Raw genomic sequence first — 17,096 nt, forward strand, 5'->3', positions numbered from 1 at the left:
TGGTGACTGGGTCTATGATCTGGATGAAGCCAACAGCGATGTGCAGGCGCTTACGACAGGGGACACGCTTGGGGACACGCTGACGGTTTCCTCCGCCGATGGCACAGCACAGAACATCACCATCACCATTAATGGCACCAACGATGCGCCGGAAACAGCTGACGGCACAGTGGCCGCGGTAGAAGGTGGCGATACGACTCTCTCGGCGAGTGACTTCAGTTTCACCGATGTTGATAGCGGAGATAGTCTGAGTGCGATCCGGATCGACAGCCTGCCGGGCCAGGGTACCCTCAAGCTGAGTGGTGTTGCGGTGACAGCGGGGCAGGAGATCTTGCAGGCGAACATTGCAAATCTGACCTACACGCCACCGAATGATGTGGATGCAGACACGAGCTTCACCTTCAGCGTGTCGGACGGTACGGACTGGTGTGCGAGCCCGTCGACCATGACGATTGGTATTACTAGTGAAAATGATCCGCCAAGCACACCGCGCCTGACAACCTCTGGCGTAACAGAGAATGAGATCGGTGTATTTGTTGGTACCTTGCGAGCTGTTGACCCGGAAGGGGAAGCCGTAACCTATACGGTAGGGGATAGCCGCTTCCGCATCATTGACAACGAGCTCTGGCTTGCAGCGGGGACGTCGCTGGATTATGAGGCGACATCGTCACTGACAATCCGTGTATATGCCTATGATCCGGAAGGCTTCTATAGTTCCGCTTTTGTGTCGGTGCCTGTGATCAACGTGGTGAAGGAGCCTGGCCAGACCCAAACCGGCGGTGCAGGCAATGATACGCTGAAAGGCGGTGATGACGATGATACCATTACCGGTGGTGCCGGCAACGACCAGTTGAACGGTGGTGCTGGCGATGACGTCATCCAGAAGGATGACGATGACGAAGGCCAGGATATCATTGTGGGTGGCCAGGGTGATGACAGCATCCGCGCAGGTGGCGGCGATGACTTCGTCATTGGTGACGGTGCCACTGATGGCACGACCCGTCAGTCGCTTGATGAAGACAGTGACACCAACGATACCGGCGCGGACACCATCCGGGGTGGCAACGGCAATGACACCATTCTCGGGGGCGGCTGGAACGATGACCTCTCGGATGACAATGGCCGGTATGACGACGGTGAGGAAGTCGAGGTTGACCTGCTTGAGAACAAGATCTGGGCTGGCGGTGGCAATGATGTTGCAGCAGGCTCGGGCGGTGATGATGAACTGGGCGGCAGCAGCGGCGTTGATACGCTGAAGGGCTTGGGTGGTGATGATACCCTGTATGGTAACGCCGACAACGATGAGGTTTATGGCGGTAATGGCGATGACCTGCTTTATGGCGGTACGGGCGACGATACGATGAGTGGCGGTGCCGGTGACGATACATTGTGGGCGGGTGCTGGTGATGACTTGCTCACCGGCGGTGCCGGTGCTGATGTCTTTGTCTTCGGGGCAAGCCGGGGCAATGACACCATAGGTGACTTCGATGTCATCAGCGATAGCCTGGACTTCATGGCTGGCTTCTCAACCAGCGCCGAGGTTGTCGCAGCGTCGACAGAAACAAGCCAGAGCGGTGAAGACGGTGTCCTGATTGACTTTGGTGATGGCGAAAGTATTTTCCTCGCCGGCCTGACCCTGAGCGATCTCTCAAGTGTGCAGATGAATTTCTGACTACTGCACGGTACAGTCTGATGAACACAAAAGACGGCCAACTGGCCGTCTTTTTTATGGGGCGTTGCTTCGCTGGCGCGGGCGCGCGTATAATATAATTAGATAACGAATCTAATATATGTTGCTTTATGGTCACAGTATAGGTGCCTGTTGTGGATTAACTGGCTGAAAACAGCGGGCTTTTATATACAAAGCGCAATCGTTGGCATAGTTATTCATTTGAATTCAAAATATAAATCAATGCTATTTATATCCCCTTGTATGTGAGTTTGGAGGGCCTTTTGGGCTGACTAAGCTCACATCGTGCATTTGAAACGAGGAGACCAACCTGTGTTAAGCAGCAAGAAAGCCCTGAAGCTTGCGCTTCTGACCTCTGTACCTATGGCCGCATTTGCACCGCATGCGGTTGCGGAAGAAGCCGCTGGCATCGAAGAAATTACTGTCACTGCCACAAAACGTGCCGCCAGCACCCAGGACGTTGCTGTCGCCGTTCAGGCGATCAACGGTAAGGCGCTGCGTGACCAGAACATCGGTAATTTTGACGATTATGTCCGCTTCCTGCCAAATGTGACCGCGGGTGGTCGCGGGCCCGGGCAGTCAACCGTTTTTATTCGCGGTATGGCAGTGCAGCCGATCACGGTGATGCTTTCCGGCGCACAGGGCACCACCCCGAACGTGGCACTTTATGTGGATGAGCAGCCGGTGACGGCGCCGGGGCGTAACCTTGACGTCTACGCCGCTGACCTTGAGCGCATTGAGGTGTTGCCTGGGCCGCAAGGCACGCTCTTTGGTGCGAGCTCACAAGCTGGTACGGTCCGGCTGATCACCAACAAGCCGAATGCGTCCGAGTTTGAAGCCGGCTTTGAAGGTAGTGTCTCGTTCACTAAAAAAGGTGAAATGAGCGAAGGTGTTGAAGGCCATGTCAACGTGCCGATCGTGGAAGACAAGTTCGCCATGCGCGCTGTTGTCTACAGTATCAACGAAGGCGGTTACATCGATAACGTGCCGGGCACCTTCACCACCGACCCGAGCATCAACCCGGATTCCGCGCTGAACCTGGCGGATGGCACGACGTATGAAAGTGCATCGAACGTGGCGCTGGCGGAGAAAGACTTCAACGACAGTTACTATCGCGGCGCCCGTATCGGCGCGCGCTGGTATATCAATGATGACTGGGATCTGCTCGTTCAGCATACGCAACAGGATTTGGGTGCGGACGGTGTGTTTGATTATGACCCGGAAGTGGGCGACCTTGAGGTTGAACGCTACTATCCGGATGAGCTGGAAGACAGCTTCGGCCTGACTACATGGACGATTGAAGGCCGTCTCGCGATGCTTGATGTTGTGTACACAGGCGGTTACCTCGACCGTGAAGTCACACAGTCGATCGACTATACCGGTTACAACAACACCGGCGCCTTCATTGCCTATTACACCTGTACCTATGATGCAGTGCGGGCATGCCTGAACCCGGTCAAGGGCTTCAAGGGTCAGCAGTACCACACCCGGAACACCCATGAGTTCCGTTTCACGACGCCTGAGGAAAACCGCCTGCGCCTTGTTGGCGGCGTTTTCTATGATGATGTGAAAATCGAAACGCTGGACGATTATGCGTATCTGGCAACGCCGGACCTCGGCTTCGCACCAAACGCACCAATCTCGACCGCAAACAGCATTAACCCGGATACCCGCCCGGCCGGTATCGCGTTCTTTAACGACATTACCCGGACGGAGGAGCAACTCGCCTTCTTTGGCGAAGTGTCCTACGATATCATCCCCGACAAGCTGACGGCGACGGTGGGTGCGCGTTACTATGAAATGGAGATTGATTTCACCGGCTCATCCAACTTTGCAGCGGGCCCGTTCGCGGGGTCGGTCGATAACGATGCGGGCCGTGACTATGACCTCTCGGGCGGACACTCAGACGAGCCGCTCAAGGAAGATGATGTCATCTACAAGTTCAATCTGAGCTATACGCCGAATGAAGATCTGCTCTTCTACGCTACCTATTCCGAAGGGTTTCGGCCAGGCGGCTTTAACCGTGGTGGCGGTATCCCGAGTGCCAACCCGAATTTCCCGACCGTCGGTGTGACCTATGGCACCGATGATGTGAAAAACTATGAAGCCGGTTGGAAAATGTCACTGGCGGATGGCAACGTGCGCTTCAACGGTAACGTTTATTATATCGAATGGTCCAACATGCAGGTCTCCCGTTTTGACCCGCAGAATGTGTCGATCCTGACATTCATTGAGAATGCCGCCGATGCCGAGATTAAAGGTATTGAGGGTGATCTCATCTGGGCGGCAACGCCGAACCTGATGCTGTTTGGTGCCTTCTCCTATAACGATGCCAAGCTTGTCGGCGCCAAGGGGCAGGCAATCGAGCTCGCGCCGGTTGGCAGTTCCCTGCCGCTGACACCGAAGTTCCAGGGTAACCTGCGGGCGCGGTACGAATGGTTTGTGGGCGACTACAACATGTATGCTCAGGCAAGCCTGCAATATGCCGGCGACAGCTACAGCTCGCTTGTTGCGGCCGACCGTGAAAAGCAGGACAGCTACACCACATCCGATGTTGCCTTTGGCGTGCAGAAGGATAAATGGGGCGCTGAGATCTTCATTGAGAACCTGACGGACGAGCGGGCAGAGCTCTTTATCAACCAGCAGGATGATATCCCACGTGTGACGACAAACCGCCCGCGCACCATTGGCCTGCGTGTCACTTACGACTACTAGAGTTGTCAGGGACAATAATGGCAGTAATATTGAAGGGCGGCTCTGATGGAGCCGCCTTTTCTTATGCAGGCGGGGAGTAGGCGTGACAGACGAGACTGAAGCCACAGTGTTGGTGGACAAGGCGACAGCCAGCCTGAAAGCGGGGCAGCTTGAAACGGCATCGTCGCAGGCGCGGGCCGCGCTTGAACTGGAAGCCGACAACAGTGACGCACTATACCTGCTGGCGGTGTGTGAACGTTACCTGCGAAAGCCCGATGCCGCGGTGGAGGTAATCGAACGGCTTAAAGTCCTACGCCCCGATTATGGCCGTGCCTATCAGGAAGCCGGACATATTTACCGCATGAAAAAGGACGCGGTTGCCGCGCAGGCCGCATATGAACGCGCAGTGCAGTTGAACCCCGCGCTTGGCGCCAGTTGGCAGGCCTTGCAGCAGCTTGCCGTGCAATCAGGCAACGAGGTACTACAGGCCACGGCCAGATATCAGCTTGAGCGCTTGGCCGCGTTACCCAAGGAACTGGTGAGCGTGACCAGTTTTATTCACGAAGGCAGGCTGTATAAGGCGGAGAAGCTATGCAGGCTGTTCCTGCGCGGCAACCCGCACCACGTGGAAGCCATGCGACTGTTGGCCGATATCGGTGTACGGCTCCAGGTGCTTGATGATGCGGAGTTTCTACTGGAAAGCTGTGTTGAGTTCGCGCCAGACTATGAAGCCGCCCGGCTTGACTATGTCAATGTACTGCACAAAAGGCAGAAGTTCGAGCAGGCTTATGTTGAAGCCAAAAACCTCAAGGAAAAGGTGCCTGACAACCTTGCCTATGAAGTGCTCTATGCCAATGAATGTGTGGCGACGGGCCGGTTTGACGATGCACTGGCAATTTATGACAAGGCCGCGGGAGCGGTACAGGACAATGCCACCATCCACCTTGCCAAAGGCCATGCGCTCAAGACGGTTGGGCAGCAGGCCGGTGCGATCGAAGCATACCGCCACGCCTATCAGGCGCAGGCTGATTTGGGGGACGCATACTGGAGCCTGGCAAACCTGAAGACGTACCGCTTCACCGATGAGGAGGTGATGGCAATGCAGGCTGAGGAAGCGCGCGCCGGTATCGCCGCAGCTGACCGCTATCACTTATGTTTTGCGCTGGGGAAAGCGTTTGAAGACCGTGCTGACTTTAAGACCAGCTTCGACTATTACACCTGCGGCAATGCGCTGAAGAAGGCCGAGCTGCGTTACAGCGCTGATGCGATGGAGGAAGAGCTTCAGGCGCAGGCGGAAGTTTGTAATGCTGCGCTTTTCAATGAGAAGGCGGGCATGGGCGCGGCATCTGACGCACCCATATTTATCGTCGGGCTGCCGCGGGCAGGTTCTACCCTTGTGGAGCAAATCCTTGCGTCTCACTCGCAGGTGGACGGTACGATGGAATTGCCGAACATCATGGCGCTTGCGCACCGGCTTGGCGGCAGGCGGCGCAAGGGTGAGGCGGCAAAATACCCGGCTGTCCTGCATGACCTGAGTGCCGACCAACTTCAGGAGCTGGGGGAATGCTATCTGCGCGAAACTGAGTTCTGCCGCAGTGGTGCACCCTATTTTACCGATAAAATGCCCAATAACTTCAGGCATATAGGTCTGGTCAGTCTCATTTTGCCCAATGCCCGGATTATCGATGCCCGGCGTGATGGCATGGCCTGTTGCTTCAGTGGCTTCAAGCAGCTTTTCGCCGAGGGGCAGGAATTTACCTACGGTATTGAGGAGGTTGGGCGCTATTACCGCGATTACACTGCGCTCATGGCGCATTGGGATAAAGTTCTGCCGGGCAAGGTGTTGCGCGTGCAGTATGAAGATACCGTGGCCGACCTTGAAGCCCAGGTGCGGCGTATTCTGGATTTCTGTGGTCTGGAGTTTGAAGAAGCATGTGTGAACTTCCACAAAACCGAGCGGTCAGTGCGTACAGCCAGTTCCGAACAGGTCCGGCAGCCGATCAATAAAAAGGGTCTCGCGCAGTGGCGACATTTTGAGAATGAGCTCAGGCCTCTCGCTGACATCCTAGGTTATAAAATCTAAGGTGGTATAATTATACTTTTGATAAATATTGCGTTGATTTGACGTTATCTCCGTGGTCCAATATCCCTTAACAGGATAAGGGGGTGATTGTGCGCTGTTTTGTGATCGGGTTGGTGTTGCTTTGTGTTGCGACTGGGCCGCTGGCAGCACAAGGCAACACGGTCATGCTAACAGCGGCGGAATGGCCGCCCTATTCAAGCGCCGAGATGCCGGGGCAGGGTATATTCATTGAAGTTGCCCGTAGAACGCTGGCCAGAGCTGGTTACAAGCTGAATGTCAATTTTTCAGTGTGGCAGCGCTCGCTTGTCACCGCGATGGAGGGGGCGCACTATATCGGCACACTCCCTGTCTATAAAAACGATGAACGCGAAAGCATTTGCGCGTTTTCAAAGCTGGTCACCAGAAGTCCCGTGGGGTTTGTCCAGCGCCGAGGTGATCCTGTTACCTGGGTGAAGTCCATGGACCTTGTTGGCCTTCGTATCGGGGCGGTAAGCGGATATTTGAATGCGGTTGAATTTGACCGGCTGGCAAAAGAGCAGGTGCTGGACGTCAGTTATGTTCATACCGACCATTTGAATGTGCGCCGGGCAGCTTGAGCTCAATGCTAACCTGCTCAAGGACCCCTTGCTTTATATTTGCTTCCGCAATACCACCGAAGGTGTTGCGGTCAGGGACGCCTTTGATGAGGCGTTTGACCCGAAGGAAGCGGCGCGCACGTTCTCCGAGAGGCGGTCTGAAGTCACAAGCGATTAGGGCTTATCTGGCCAGGTGCAGGAAGTGCATGTGCTTGTCATACTGGTTCAGCACATCATGGATTAACTGGTCTTCGGAATAGCCATAAACATCATAGTGCTGGCTGCCTTCCAGCAGGTGAACTTCGGCGCGGAAAAAGCGTTGGTCCTCGCCCTTGGTATCATCTTTTCCCGGAAGGTAAGCGAAGTCGGGCCGCAAGAGGCCGCGCGGCAGAACGGAATAACGGAAATCCATTTCGTCACCATGCAGGATGCGCAGTTCCGCCTTGTTTTTAATCAGTTGGACTTTGGCTTCGCAGTCGGTGTTTTGTATTTCCTCAGCTACCTTCTCAAGCGCGGGGCGTGCGATATTGGCAATATAGCTTACCACTTCCGTTTCACTGGGATGCGAAAGCAGGACGCCAAGCCGCTGTTTCCAGTTGGTACTTTTGCCTATGATCTGCACATCGGGGGTAACCGCCGCACCGCGCAGCTTTGCGGCTTCCATCTTCAGGCCACGCATCAGGCCCATACAGGCAAGGATGATGACGAAGGTGAAGGGCAGTGCTGTGGTGATGGTGGCGGTTTGAAGCGCTCCCAGACCGCCACCAACCATTAGCACCGCAGCGACAACACCTTCTGTCACCGCCCAGAATACACGCTGCCACACGGGCGGGTGCAAGTGACCCCCTGACGTGATGGTATCAATGACGAGCGAGCCTGAGTCAGACGAGGTGACGAAGAAGGTGACAATGAGGATGATGGCAACAAAGGAGACAACGTTGGCCATGGGCAGATGCTCAAGGAAGGAAAACAGGCCAAGCGGCAGGTTATCCTTCACGGCGTCGGCGATCGAGGGCATTGCCCCTGCCATTTCAAACGACAGGGCGCCGTTGCCGAAAGCTGTCATCCAGATAAAAGTGAACGCAGTGGGGACCAGCAACACACCGGTGACAAATTCGCGGATGGTACGCCCACGCGAGATGCGCGCGATGAAGATGCCCACAAAAGGTGACCAGCTAATCCACCAGCCCCAGTAAAACAGGGTCCAGTTCGCAAGCCATGTTTGCTCGCCGCTATAGGCATTCAGGCGGAAGCTGCGCGTGACAAGCGTTTCAGCATAGAGGCCCAGGTTTTGTACAAAGCTGTTGAAAAACAGGAGGGTAGGCCCAAGCACAATGACAAATACCAGAAGCAGGATCGCCAGCGCCATGTTGATCTCTGACAGGCGCTTGATGCCAGCATCAAGGCCGGAGACGACGGAGATGGTGGCAAAGGCGGTGATAATGGCAATGAGGCCGACCTGCACAGAGGTGCTGACGGGAATGTCAAACAGATGGTTCAGCCCTGCATTAACCTGTGCCACGCCGAAGCCCAGCGACGTTGCCACGCCAAACAGGGTGCCGATCACCGCCAGCACGTCAACAAAGTGCCCGATAGGGCCGTGGATGCGCTCGCCGATCAAGGGGTAAAGCGCGGACCGTATTGTCAGCGGCAACTGGTGCCGGAAGCTGAAATAGGCCAGCGACAAGCCGACAACCGCATAGATTGCCCATGCGTTGATGCCCCAGTGGAAAAACGTGATCTGCATCGCTTCCCGCGCGGCTTCAATGGTGCGAGGGTCTGCGTCAGGGGGGGCCATATAGTGAGTAAGCGGCTCAGCGACGCCAAAGAACAGCAGGCCAATACCGATGCCCGCGGAAAACAGCATCGCGAACCATGAAAGGAAGCTGTAGTCGGGCTTTGAATGGTTTGGCCCGAGGCGGATTTCACCGTGTTTGCTGGCCGCCAGAAAAAGGCAAAAAAGCAAAAAGCCCGACACTGCCAGCATATAGATCCAGCCGGCGCTGTGGCTGATCCACCTTTGGACCGCAGAGAATATGGCGCTCGCTGTATCACCAGCCAGCATGGTCAGGACAACCATCGCCAGGATAATCCCCGCCGCAGGAAAAAACACAGGTGCCAGGATGCCGGATTTGTTTTGGGCGTCAGGATGTGTGGTGGGCGGGTTATTCATAAATTATGTGTCCCTGATATTTGAAGACGAATGACATTCAAGGAAAGGTGCTTCAAATCCTTGATGGAAAAAATGTCGGTTATTCCCGGATATTTTACAGTTTCGTTCGATCTTGTAATGATTTTTCAGCCAGGTGCCTCTTTCTATCGTTTAGAGTTCAAAATAACAAGGTGTCGGCATAAAGATGGACTTGTCTGGCCTGCGGTAAGGCGAAATGCCGTGCGGCCATGCGGAAGGTTTCAAATATTTTTATTGACGACGCGGGGGCATATTCAACATCATCATGCCCAGAGAAGGGTGGTTGAAGCTGCACAAAAAACAATAAGGCAGGCTTTTCCGCGACATTGCCAGAGTATGACCGGCGCAAGTCCATAGCGACATGCCTGATGTATTCTGTAATTTGGAAAATACCGTCATATCAGACCGGGGCACCTGCCGAGTTGCAGGTGTTTTAACCTGTTTGTTGATATGTGAGGTATTTCGATGAAAGCTTTTCTCGCCAGTTTTCTAACCCTGACGGCCACAGTGCCAGTTGCCGCCCACGCGGGCGATCATCATGGTTTTGGCCTCTTGTCGGCGCTTGAACATCTTGTTACCCAGCCTTTCCATATGGCAGGCCTTGCGCTGATTGTGGTTGTGGCTTTGGCTGTGCGTTGGATGACACGCGGGAAGTCCCGCGGGCGCCCGAAACCTGATGGCAGGCGCTGACCAGCATGGGCGCCCCGGCAAACATATTGCCTGCACTTGAACGGTCCTCAGGGCGGCTTGATATGCAGTTCGGCGCCCGTGCCGGGCAGGCGGCCTTGGAGGCTTTGGTGCAGGATGGTTGCCTGAAGGCGCGGTTTCCGCGGCAACAGGATACGCCTGGCAAGACGGGGGTATTGATCAATACCGCTGGCGGCATCGCCGATGGCGACATTCTGGATATTGCTGTGCGGGTGGGGTGTGGTGCCGATGTGGTCATGACAAGCCAGGCGGCGGAGCGGGTCTACAAGGCACGCAATATGGCTGTGCCATCGCGATTGCACACTGTTCTGGGGGTGGAAAAGGCCGCAACCCTATACTGGCTGCCGCAGGAGACCATTCTTTTTGACGGTGGTGCCATCGCACGCCGCTATGATGCTGATATCGCGCAAGGCGGTCGTTGCCTTATGGCGGAGATGCTGGTGTTTGGCCGCGTGGCGCGCGGGGAAGTCATTGAAAAAACATCGCTTTTTGACCGGTGGCGCATTCGCTTAGACGGCAGGCTCGTCTTTGCCGATGGCTTTCGCCTCTCGGGTGGGGCGCCGCACACGTATGGCACAGCGCGCCTCAAGGGCGTCAAGGCCATTGCTACCCTGCTTTTTATAGGCCCGGAGGCGGCTTTTGCCAAGGCGCGTCTGCGCGACAGCATGGAAGATGCTGGCTGCCACGCGGCCTGCTCGGAGCGAGGCGGAGTCCTGATCGCGCGTTTTGCGGGCGCTGAGCCCCATACTGTCCGCGAGGCGATGATGGCGGCGATTGCTTTGCTCGATGAAGGGAAAGACATGGCATCGCCCGTCCTCTCCCGCTGGATTTTTTGAACCGAGGAAGCCCTGATGAACCTGACACCCAGAGAAAAAGACAAGCTGTTGATTAGCGTTGCCGCCATGGTGGCGGAGCGGCGGCTGAAGCGCGGCGTCAAGCTGAACTACCCTGAAGCCGTGGCGCTGATCTCTGACTTTGTACTGGAAGGCGCCCGCGATGGTCGCTCGGTGGCTGACCTTATGGCGGCTGGTGCTGATGTCCTTTCCCGTGATCAGGTGATGGAGGGCGTGGCTGAGATGATCCACGACGTACAGGTGGAAGCCACCTTCCCGGACGGCACCAAACTTGTCACCGTCCATGAACCGATCCGTTGAAGGAGGCCAGAATGTCACGCCCCATGATACCCGGCGAAATTATCGCAGCTGACGGTGAAGTGATCCTCAACGAAGGACTTGATGTCGTTGAACTAACCGTTGCCAACACCGGGGACCGACCGGTGCAGGTGGGCAGCCACTATCATTTTTTTGAAGTCAACGAGGCCCTTGCTTTTGAGCGCGGAACCGCGCGGGGCATGCGGCTTGATATCCCCGCGGGCACGGCCGTGCGGTTTGAGCCGGGCATGGAACGCACCGTGAAGCTTGTGCCTTACACCGGCACGCGCACCGTATACGGTTTCCAGGGCAAGCTGATGGGAGGGCTGGACTGATGCCATACAGGATGAAACGCGGTGATTACGCCGCGATGTTCGGCCCCACCGTTGGTGACAAGGTCCGCCTTGCGGACACCGAGCTGTTTATTGAGGTGGAAAAGGATTTTACCACTTACGGCAATGAGGTGAAGTTTGGCGGCGGCAAGGTGATCCGCGACGGCATGGGGCAATCGCAGGTCAGCCGTGCTGACGGCGCGATGGACACGGTGATCACCAATGCGCTGATTGTTGACCACAGCGGTATCATCAAAGCGGACGTCGGGCTGAAGGGCGGCCGCATTGCCGCCATCGGCAAGGCCGGGAACCCGGATGTGCAGCCGGGTGTGGACATTATTGTGGGGCCCGGCACCGAAGCCATTGCGGGCGAAGGCAAGATTCTGACGGCAGGCGGCTTTGATGCACACATCCATTTTATCTGCCCGCAGCAGATCGAGGAGGCGCTGACCTCCGGCGTTACCACCATGCTGGGTGGCGGTACGGGGCCGGCGACGGGCACCAACGCCACCACCTGCACGCCGGGGCCATGGCATATCGCGCGCATGCTGCAGGCGGCAGAGGCCTTCCCGATGAACCTTGCGTTTGCGGGCAAGGGCAACGCGGCGACAGCGGGCGCCCTCAGGGAACAGGTGGCCGCTGGTGCGTGTGCGCTGAAGCTGCATGAGGACTGGGGCACCACACCGGCGGCGATTGATTGCTGCCTGTCGGTCGCCGATGACATGGACATCCAGGTGATGATCCATACCGATACCCTCAATGAAAGCGGCTTTGTCGAAGATACCATCAAGGCCATCGCTGGCCGCACCATCCATGCGTTCCATACCGAAGGCGCGGGTGGTGGCCATGCGCCCGATATCATCAAGGTGGTGGGCTATGAGAATTTCATCCCGTCTTCCACCAACCCCACCCGGCCTTATACGCGCAACACGGTGGATGAGCATCTGGACATGCTGATGGTGTGTCATCATCTGGACCCCAGTATCCCCGAAGACATTGCTTTTGCCGAAAGCCGTATCAGGAAGGAAACCATTGCGGCCGAGGACGTGCTGCATGACATGGGCGCCTTTGCGATTATCGCGTCTGACAGTCAGGCCATGGGCCGTGTGGGGGAAGTGATCATCCGCACATGGCAAACGGCCCACAAAATGAAACGCCAGCGCGGACGCCTGGCGGAGGAAGCTGGCGATAATGACAATTTCCGGGTGAAGCGCTACATCGCCAAATATACAATCAACCCGGCCATCGCACATGGCATGTCAAAGCATATCGGCTCCGTCGAGGTGGGCAAGCTGGCAGACCTTGTGTTGTGGTCACCGGCGTTTTTTGGTGCGAAGCCTGACATGGTGCTGAAGATGGGCACCATCGCAGCCGCCCTGATGGGGGACCCGAACGCATCCATCCCGACACCACAACCGGTCCACTACCGCCCCATGTTTGGCGCTTTTGGCCGCAGCTTGACGGAAAGCGCCGTGACGTTTGTCTCAGGCGCATCGCTGGCGGGAGACCTTGCCGGGCAGCTTGGGCTTGGGAAATCCTTGCTGGCTGTTGAAGGCACGCGCGGCACAAAAGCCAGTAAAAGTGCAATGGTTCACAATGCCATGCTGCCGAGTGTGACGGTGGACCCTGAAACCTACGAGGTGAAGGCTGATGGCACGCTTATCACCTGTGAACCGGCGGATGTGTTGCCGATGGCACAGCGCTACTTCATGTATTGAGGAATAGATATGACGGACAATCATCTGGTGGCGAGTGAAGTGCTGAGCAAGGGCACATGGCAGGGTGACGCGGTGGACCGTGTGGTCCTTTCCTATGATGACAGATTCCGCCGCCGCGTGATGCTTAAAAGCGAGAAGGGGGCAGATGTGCTTCTCAGCCTGAAGGAAGCTATTCTCTTGCAGTCGGGCGATGCCTTGCTGATCGGCGCCGACCGTTTGATCGAAGTTGTTGCAGCACCCGATAAGCTGATCGAGATCAGGTGCGAGAGCGAGAAGGCGCTGCTGCGAACAGCTTGGCACCTTGGCAACCGCCATCTGGCCACGGAGATTTTGAAAGGATCATTACGTATCCGGTATGATAAGGTCATCCTTGAAATGGTGGAGCAGTTGGGGGCAGATGCGCGGGTGGTAGATGCACCGTTCAACCCTGAGGGCGGGGCCTATTCAGGCGGGCACACCAAAGTGCACGGGCATGATCATGACCTCCACCCGTGATACAGAGGGCCGGGCGCTTTACCGCCTGATGACATGGCTGTCGCCATCATACCCCGTGGGGGCCTATACCTATAGCCATGGCCTTGAATATGCAGTGGAAGCCGGATGGGTGACGGACCGTGCCAGCACACAAGGCTGGGTGGGCGATATTGTCAGTCATGGTGGTGGCTTCAGCGATGCTGTTTTGCTTGCCGCTGCCTATGAGGCGGGTGGTAATGAACTGTCTGAGGTTGCTGAATTGGCGCTTGCTTTCGCGCCGACGGCAGAACTGGCGCTTGAAAGTAAAATGCAGGGCAACGCCTTTCTGGAGATGACATCAAAGGCCTGGCCGCAGGCCGGGCTTGAGCGACTGATCTCTGTTTGGGGCGGGCCTTACCCATATCCGGTTGTGGTTGGCGTCGCCGCGCGCGGTGCAGGGATCGCGCTGCTGCAAGTGCTTGAGGCTTACCTGCATGCTTTTGCGGCGAACCTTGTATCAGCGGCAGTGCGCCTTATTCCGCTTGGCCAGACGGACGGCCAGCTTATCATGGCTGCACTGGAAAGCGTGGTCGCGGCGGCAGCCCTCGAAGCGGTGGCGACACCGCCTGACGATCTGGCGACAACGGCCTTCATGGCGGATGTCGCCTCAATGAAACACGAAACTCAATATACAAGGTTATTCAGATCATGACTGCATCGCACCACGGACCTCTACGGGTTGGTATTGGCGGGCCTGTTGGCTCTGGCAAAACAGCGCTTACAGACGCGCTGTGCAAACATATGCGCGACACATATTCGGTCGCCGCCATCACCAATGATATTTACACCAAGGAAGATGCCGAGTTTCTCACCCGGTCGGGCGCGCTGCCGGTGGAGCGCATCATGGGGGTGGAAACAGGGGGGTGCCCGCATACGGCTATCCGCGAAGATGCGTCCATCAACATGGCGGCTGTGAGGGAAATGGCTGGCCGCTTCCCGGACCTTGAGATGGTCATTATTGAAAGCGGTGGCGACAATCTCGCGGCCACCTTCTCGCCCGAGCTTGCGGACATTACCATCTATGTGATTGACGTCTGCGCGGGCGACAAGATCCCCCGCAAGGGTGGGCCGGGCATCACCAAATCCGACCTTCTGGTCATCAACAAGATCGACCTTGCGCAATATGTGGGCGCGGATCTGAGTGTGATGGACCGGGACAGCCGGAAAATGCGCGGCGAGCGTCCGTTCATATTCACCAATATCCGCGCCGGGAAAGGTGTTGCCGATGTGGCGGACTTTATTGTGAAGACAGGTGGGCTGAAGGGCGCTGCCAAATAGAGGTAACGTCTATTCAAGCGCTGCGGTCAACTCTGGCAGTTGTCGCAGTGTACTGATCTGCCGGAAGCGCGGCTCGTCTTCGGGTTTTTCGGCGTGTTCGATCACCCACGTGAGGTCATGCGGGACGAACACGCCCCAACTGCCGACCTCAATGGCGGGCAGCACGTCAGACCTCAGCGAATTGCCAACCATCATGCTTTGACGCGTGCCGTCACCATAGTGGTTGAAAATACGGTCATAGGTTTCGGCGGTTTTGTTGCTGACAATCTCCACCCCATCAAACATGTTGCCAAGCCCGGATTGCGCGAGCTTGCGTTCCTGGTCAAAAAGATCACCCTTGGTGATCAGGATAAGGCGGTAATCCCTTTGCAGGCGCTCAAGTGTTTCCTGAACGTCCGGTAGCAGGTGGACCGGATGCGCAAGCATCTCACGCCCGGCTTCAAGGATTTTACTGATGACGCTTGCAGGTACGTGGCCGTCGGTTACGTCGATCGCCGTTTCCACCATGGATAGCATGAAACCCTTGATGCCAAAGCCATAGCGGCCAAGGTTGCGTCGCTGGGCCTCAAGCAGATGTGCCGAGACATTCTCTGCTTTGATATAGCCCGCCAAAAGCTCCTGAAAGCGCTCCTCCGTTAGGCGGAAGAAATGTTCATTTTCCCAAAGCGTATCGTCGGCGTCGAAGCCGATTGTTGTCAATTTCGGCAAGGGGTTGTCCTTATTTCTTGTTGCTGCCGAGAAGGTTGTCGAGTTCGGCCAGTCTGCCGGACCACAGTGCACGGTGGCTCTCTATCCAGGACGATGCTTCGTCAAGGGGCTCGGGCGCCAGTGACAACAGGTGTTCCCGCCCCTTTTTGCGGCGCCGTACGAGGTTGGCGCGTTCAAGGATGCGGATGTGTTTTGACACCGAATTCAGCGAAATATCGAAAGGTGCGGCTATCTCTGTCACACGAGCTTCACCTTTCGACAGGTGCTGCAGGATGGCACGCCGGGTTGGGTCCGCGAGAGCGATTAGGGTCTGATCGAGTGTTGACTCTTTAACAATCATCTATAAATTCACCCTTATGGGTTAATATAGTGGATATTGAATTTGTCCGCAATTACCCCGGCGGGCAAATTCCGGCCAAACGGGAAGGTCTCTCCCGTTTGGCCACTTATATCAACAAGGAGCCAGGATGAGAACACTTGCGACAATATTAATCGGCGGGAGCATCGCGGGGACGCTGGATATCCTCTATGCGATTTCCGCGTATTCGCTCAGGGGGGTGAAACCAATGGTCATCCTGCAATCAGTGGCGAGTGGTGTGCAAGGTGCTCAAGCCTATTCAGGAGGGGGAACATCAGCGGCTTTAGGGCTGGGATTGCACTTTTTCATGACCACTTTGATGGCATTGATTTATGTGCTCGCGGCGCAGGTTTTTCCCATACTCACCACCCGACCAGTTATGACAGGCGCGGCCTATGGTGTCCTGCTGTATTTGGTGATGAATTATGTCGTGGTGCCGCTTTCGCTTGCCGTACCGGGGCGGCCGCCTGAAGGCTGGTATATCCTTGGTGCGCTTTTCGCACATCTATGCCTTGTGGGTGTTCCCATAGCCCTGACCGCCGCCAAGTTCGGTAAATAGCTTCCTCCGGGAGGGCAGGCGGGGTGCTCCAATCAATTGATGGTGTTTGACAGCGCACCAAACTCCGCCTGCCAGCGCGTAGCGACAAGCGCCACAAGTTCGTCTGCTGTCTCACCAAGTTCATGCACAAGATTGAGGTCACAGCCCTTGGGGCGCGGCGTGATTGTAACCGAGACAAGGCTGTCCCGAGGTTCTGTTTTGGACACCCAGGTGAAAACCAATTGTGTCGGGCGCTGAATATCTAGGTAGGTGCCTTCATATTCGTGGGTTTGGCCCTCCCGTTTTATGACAAACCGAAAACTGCCACCTTTACGGGGCTGTATCTCAATTTTGATCACCTCCTCGTTCCTGATGGCGGGGTTGAACATCCAGCGTGCCAGGATGTCAGGGTTCAGCCAGGCGTCAAAGACATCTTCAGCCGAGGCATCGAAGCGATGGCGGACATGGGCGGTGCCTGTTGTGTGGGTCATCTATGCTGTCACTTATCGGGTTTGTTGTGTCGTTCCTGGACAATGAGCCGGTTACGGTTCCTCATCCT

Annotated in this window: 18 protein-coding genes; 14 read left to right on the plus strand and 4 right to left on the minus strand. The window is 56.3% G+C overall.

Annotated elements, in window-relative coordinates; genetic code table 11:
* The 5 genes from OEU85_RS07385 to OEU85_RS07405 form a co-directional block, all read left to right on the plus strand.
* The coding region (locus OEU85_RS07385; protein WP_262690828.1) for a VCBS domain-containing protein at positions 1–1,672 on the plus strand (1,672 nt) is incomplete at its 5' end.
* 309 nt (positions 1,673–1,981) lie between these two features.
* A complete protein-coding gene (locus tag OEU85_RS07390; protein ID WP_394805396.1) occupies positions 1,982–4,405 on the plus strand; it encodes a TonB-dependent receptor in 2,424 nt (807 codons plus the stop codon).
* Between the two features lie 82 nt (positions 4,406–4,487).
* Positions 4,488–6,467: a tetratricopeptide repeat-containing sulfotransferase family protein gene (locus OEU85_RS07395; RefSeq protein ID WP_262690830.1), complete on the plus strand. Its 1,980-nt coding sequence runs from the start codon at positions 4,488–4,490 to the stop codon at positions 6,465–6,467.
* An 89-nt stretch (positions 6,468–6,556) separates the two neighbouring features.
* Complete coding sequence (locus tag OEU85_RS07400; RefSeq protein ID WP_262690831.1) at positions 6,557–7,063, plus strand: substrate-binding periplasmic protein; 507 nt, start codon at positions 6,557–6,559, stop codon at positions 7,061–7,063.
* On the plus strand, positions 7,044–7,220 hold the full coding sequence (locus OEU85_RS07405; protein ID WP_262690832.1) for a hypothetical protein: 177 nt from the start codon (positions 7,044–7,046) through the stop codon (positions 7,218–7,220). The genes OEU85_RS07400 and OEU85_RS07405 overlap by 20 nt, the downstream gene beginning before the upstream one ends.
* A 3-nt stretch (positions 7,221–7,223) precedes the next feature.
* Here the strand turns inward: OEU85_RS07405 and OEU85_RS07410 are convergent, their stop codons facing one another.
* Positions 7,224–9,215: a BCCT family transporter gene (locus OEU85_RS07410; RefSeq protein ID WP_262690833.1), complete on the minus strand. Its 1,992-nt coding sequence runs from the start codon at positions 9,213–9,215 to the stop codon at positions 7,224–7,226.
* A gap of 483 nt (positions 9,216–9,698) precedes the next feature.
* Here OEU85_RS07410 and OEU85_RS07415 point away from each other — a divergent pair, with 483 nt between their 5' ends.
* From OEU85_RS07415 to ureG, 8 genes are all read left to right on the plus strand, one after another.
* Positions 9,699–9,923, plus strand: a complete 225-nt coding sequence (locus tag OEU85_RS07415; protein WP_262690834.1) for a hypothetical protein — start codon at positions 9,699–9,701, stop codon at positions 9,921–9,923.
* 62 nt (positions 9,924–9,985) lie between these two features.
* Positions 9,986–10,777, plus strand: coding sequence for an urease accessory protein UreD (locus tag OEU85_RS07420; protein WP_262690835.1), 792 nt, complete (start codon positions 9,986–9,988; stop codon positions 10,775–10,777).
* Between the two features lie 15 nt (positions 10,778–10,792).
* On the plus strand, positions 10,793–11,095 hold the full coding sequence (locus OEU85_RS07425; protein ID WP_262690836.1) for an urease subunit gamma: 303 nt from the start codon (positions 10,793–10,795) through the stop codon (positions 11,093–11,095).
* A gap of 23 nt (positions 11,096–11,118) precedes the next feature.
* Positions 11,119–11,427, plus strand: a complete 309-nt coding sequence (locus tag OEU85_RS07430; RefSeq protein WP_394805397.1) for an urease subunit beta — start codon at positions 11,119–11,121, stop codon at positions 11,425–11,427.
* Entirely contained in the window at positions 11,427–13,142 is a 1,716-nt protein-coding gene (gene ureC / locus OEU85_RS07435; RefSeq protein WP_262690838.1) for an urease subunit alpha, read from the plus strand. The genes OEU85_RS07430 and ureC overlap by 1 nt, the downstream gene beginning before the upstream one ends.
* A gap of 9 nt (positions 13,143–13,151) precedes the next feature.
* On the plus strand, positions 13,152–13,637 hold the full coding sequence (locus OEU85_RS07440; protein ID WP_262690839.1) for an urease accessory protein UreE: 486 nt from the start codon (positions 13,152–13,154) through the stop codon (positions 13,635–13,637).
* Positions 13,621–14,307 carry an urease accessory protein UreF gene (locus OEU85_RS07445; RefSeq protein WP_262690840.1) on the plus strand — a complete coding sequence of 229 codons (687 nt, stop codon included), beginning with the start codon at positions 13,621–13,623 and terminating at the stop codon, positions 14,305–14,307. The genes OEU85_RS07440 and OEU85_RS07445 overlap by 17 nt, the downstream gene beginning before the upstream one ends.
* Positions 14,304–14,933, plus strand: a complete 630-nt coding sequence (gene ureG, locus OEU85_RS07450; RefSeq protein WP_262690841.1) for an urease accessory protein UreG — start codon at positions 14,304–14,306, stop codon at positions 14,931–14,933. Before OEU85_RS07445 ends, ureG begins: the two co-directional genes overlap by 4 nt.
* Before the next feature lie 9 nt (positions 14,934–14,942).
* On the opposite strand, the gene OEU85_RS07455 is transcribed toward ureG, so the two are convergent.
* Positions 14,943–15,641, minus strand: a complete 699-nt coding sequence (locus OEU85_RS07455; protein WP_262690842.1) for an HAD family hydrolase — start codon at positions 15,639–15,641, stop codon at positions 14,943–14,945.
* A 10-nt stretch (positions 15,642–15,651) separates the two neighbouring features.
* Entirely contained in the window at positions 15,652–15,981 is a 330-nt protein-coding gene (locus OEU85_RS07460) for an ArsR/SmtB family transcription factor (protein ID WP_262690843.1), read from the minus strand.
* A gap of 127 nt (positions 15,982–16,108) precedes the next feature.
* Between OEU85_RS07460 and OEU85_RS07465 the strand changes: the two genes are divergently transcribed.
* Positions 16,109–16,558 carry a hypothetical protein gene (locus tag OEU85_RS07465; protein WP_262690844.1) on the plus strand — a complete coding sequence of 150 codons (450 nt, stop codon included), beginning with the start codon at positions 16,109–16,111 and terminating at the stop codon, positions 16,556–16,558.
* 32 nt (positions 16,559–16,590) lie between these two features.
* Here OEU85_RS07465 and OEU85_RS07470 read toward each other — a convergent pair whose 3' ends face one another.
* Complete coding sequence (locus OEU85_RS07470) at positions 16,591–17,028, minus strand: SRPBCC family protein (protein WP_262690845.1); 438 nt, start codon at positions 17,026–17,028, stop codon at positions 16,591–16,593.
* Positions 17,029–17,096 lie beyond the last annotated feature (68 nt).

It is taken from the genome of Kordiimonas aestuarii (assembly GCF_025574465.1).
Classification (GTDB): Bacteria; Pseudomonadota; Alphaproteobacteria; order Sphingomonadales; family Kordiimonadaceae; genus Kordiimonas; species Kordiimonas aestuarii.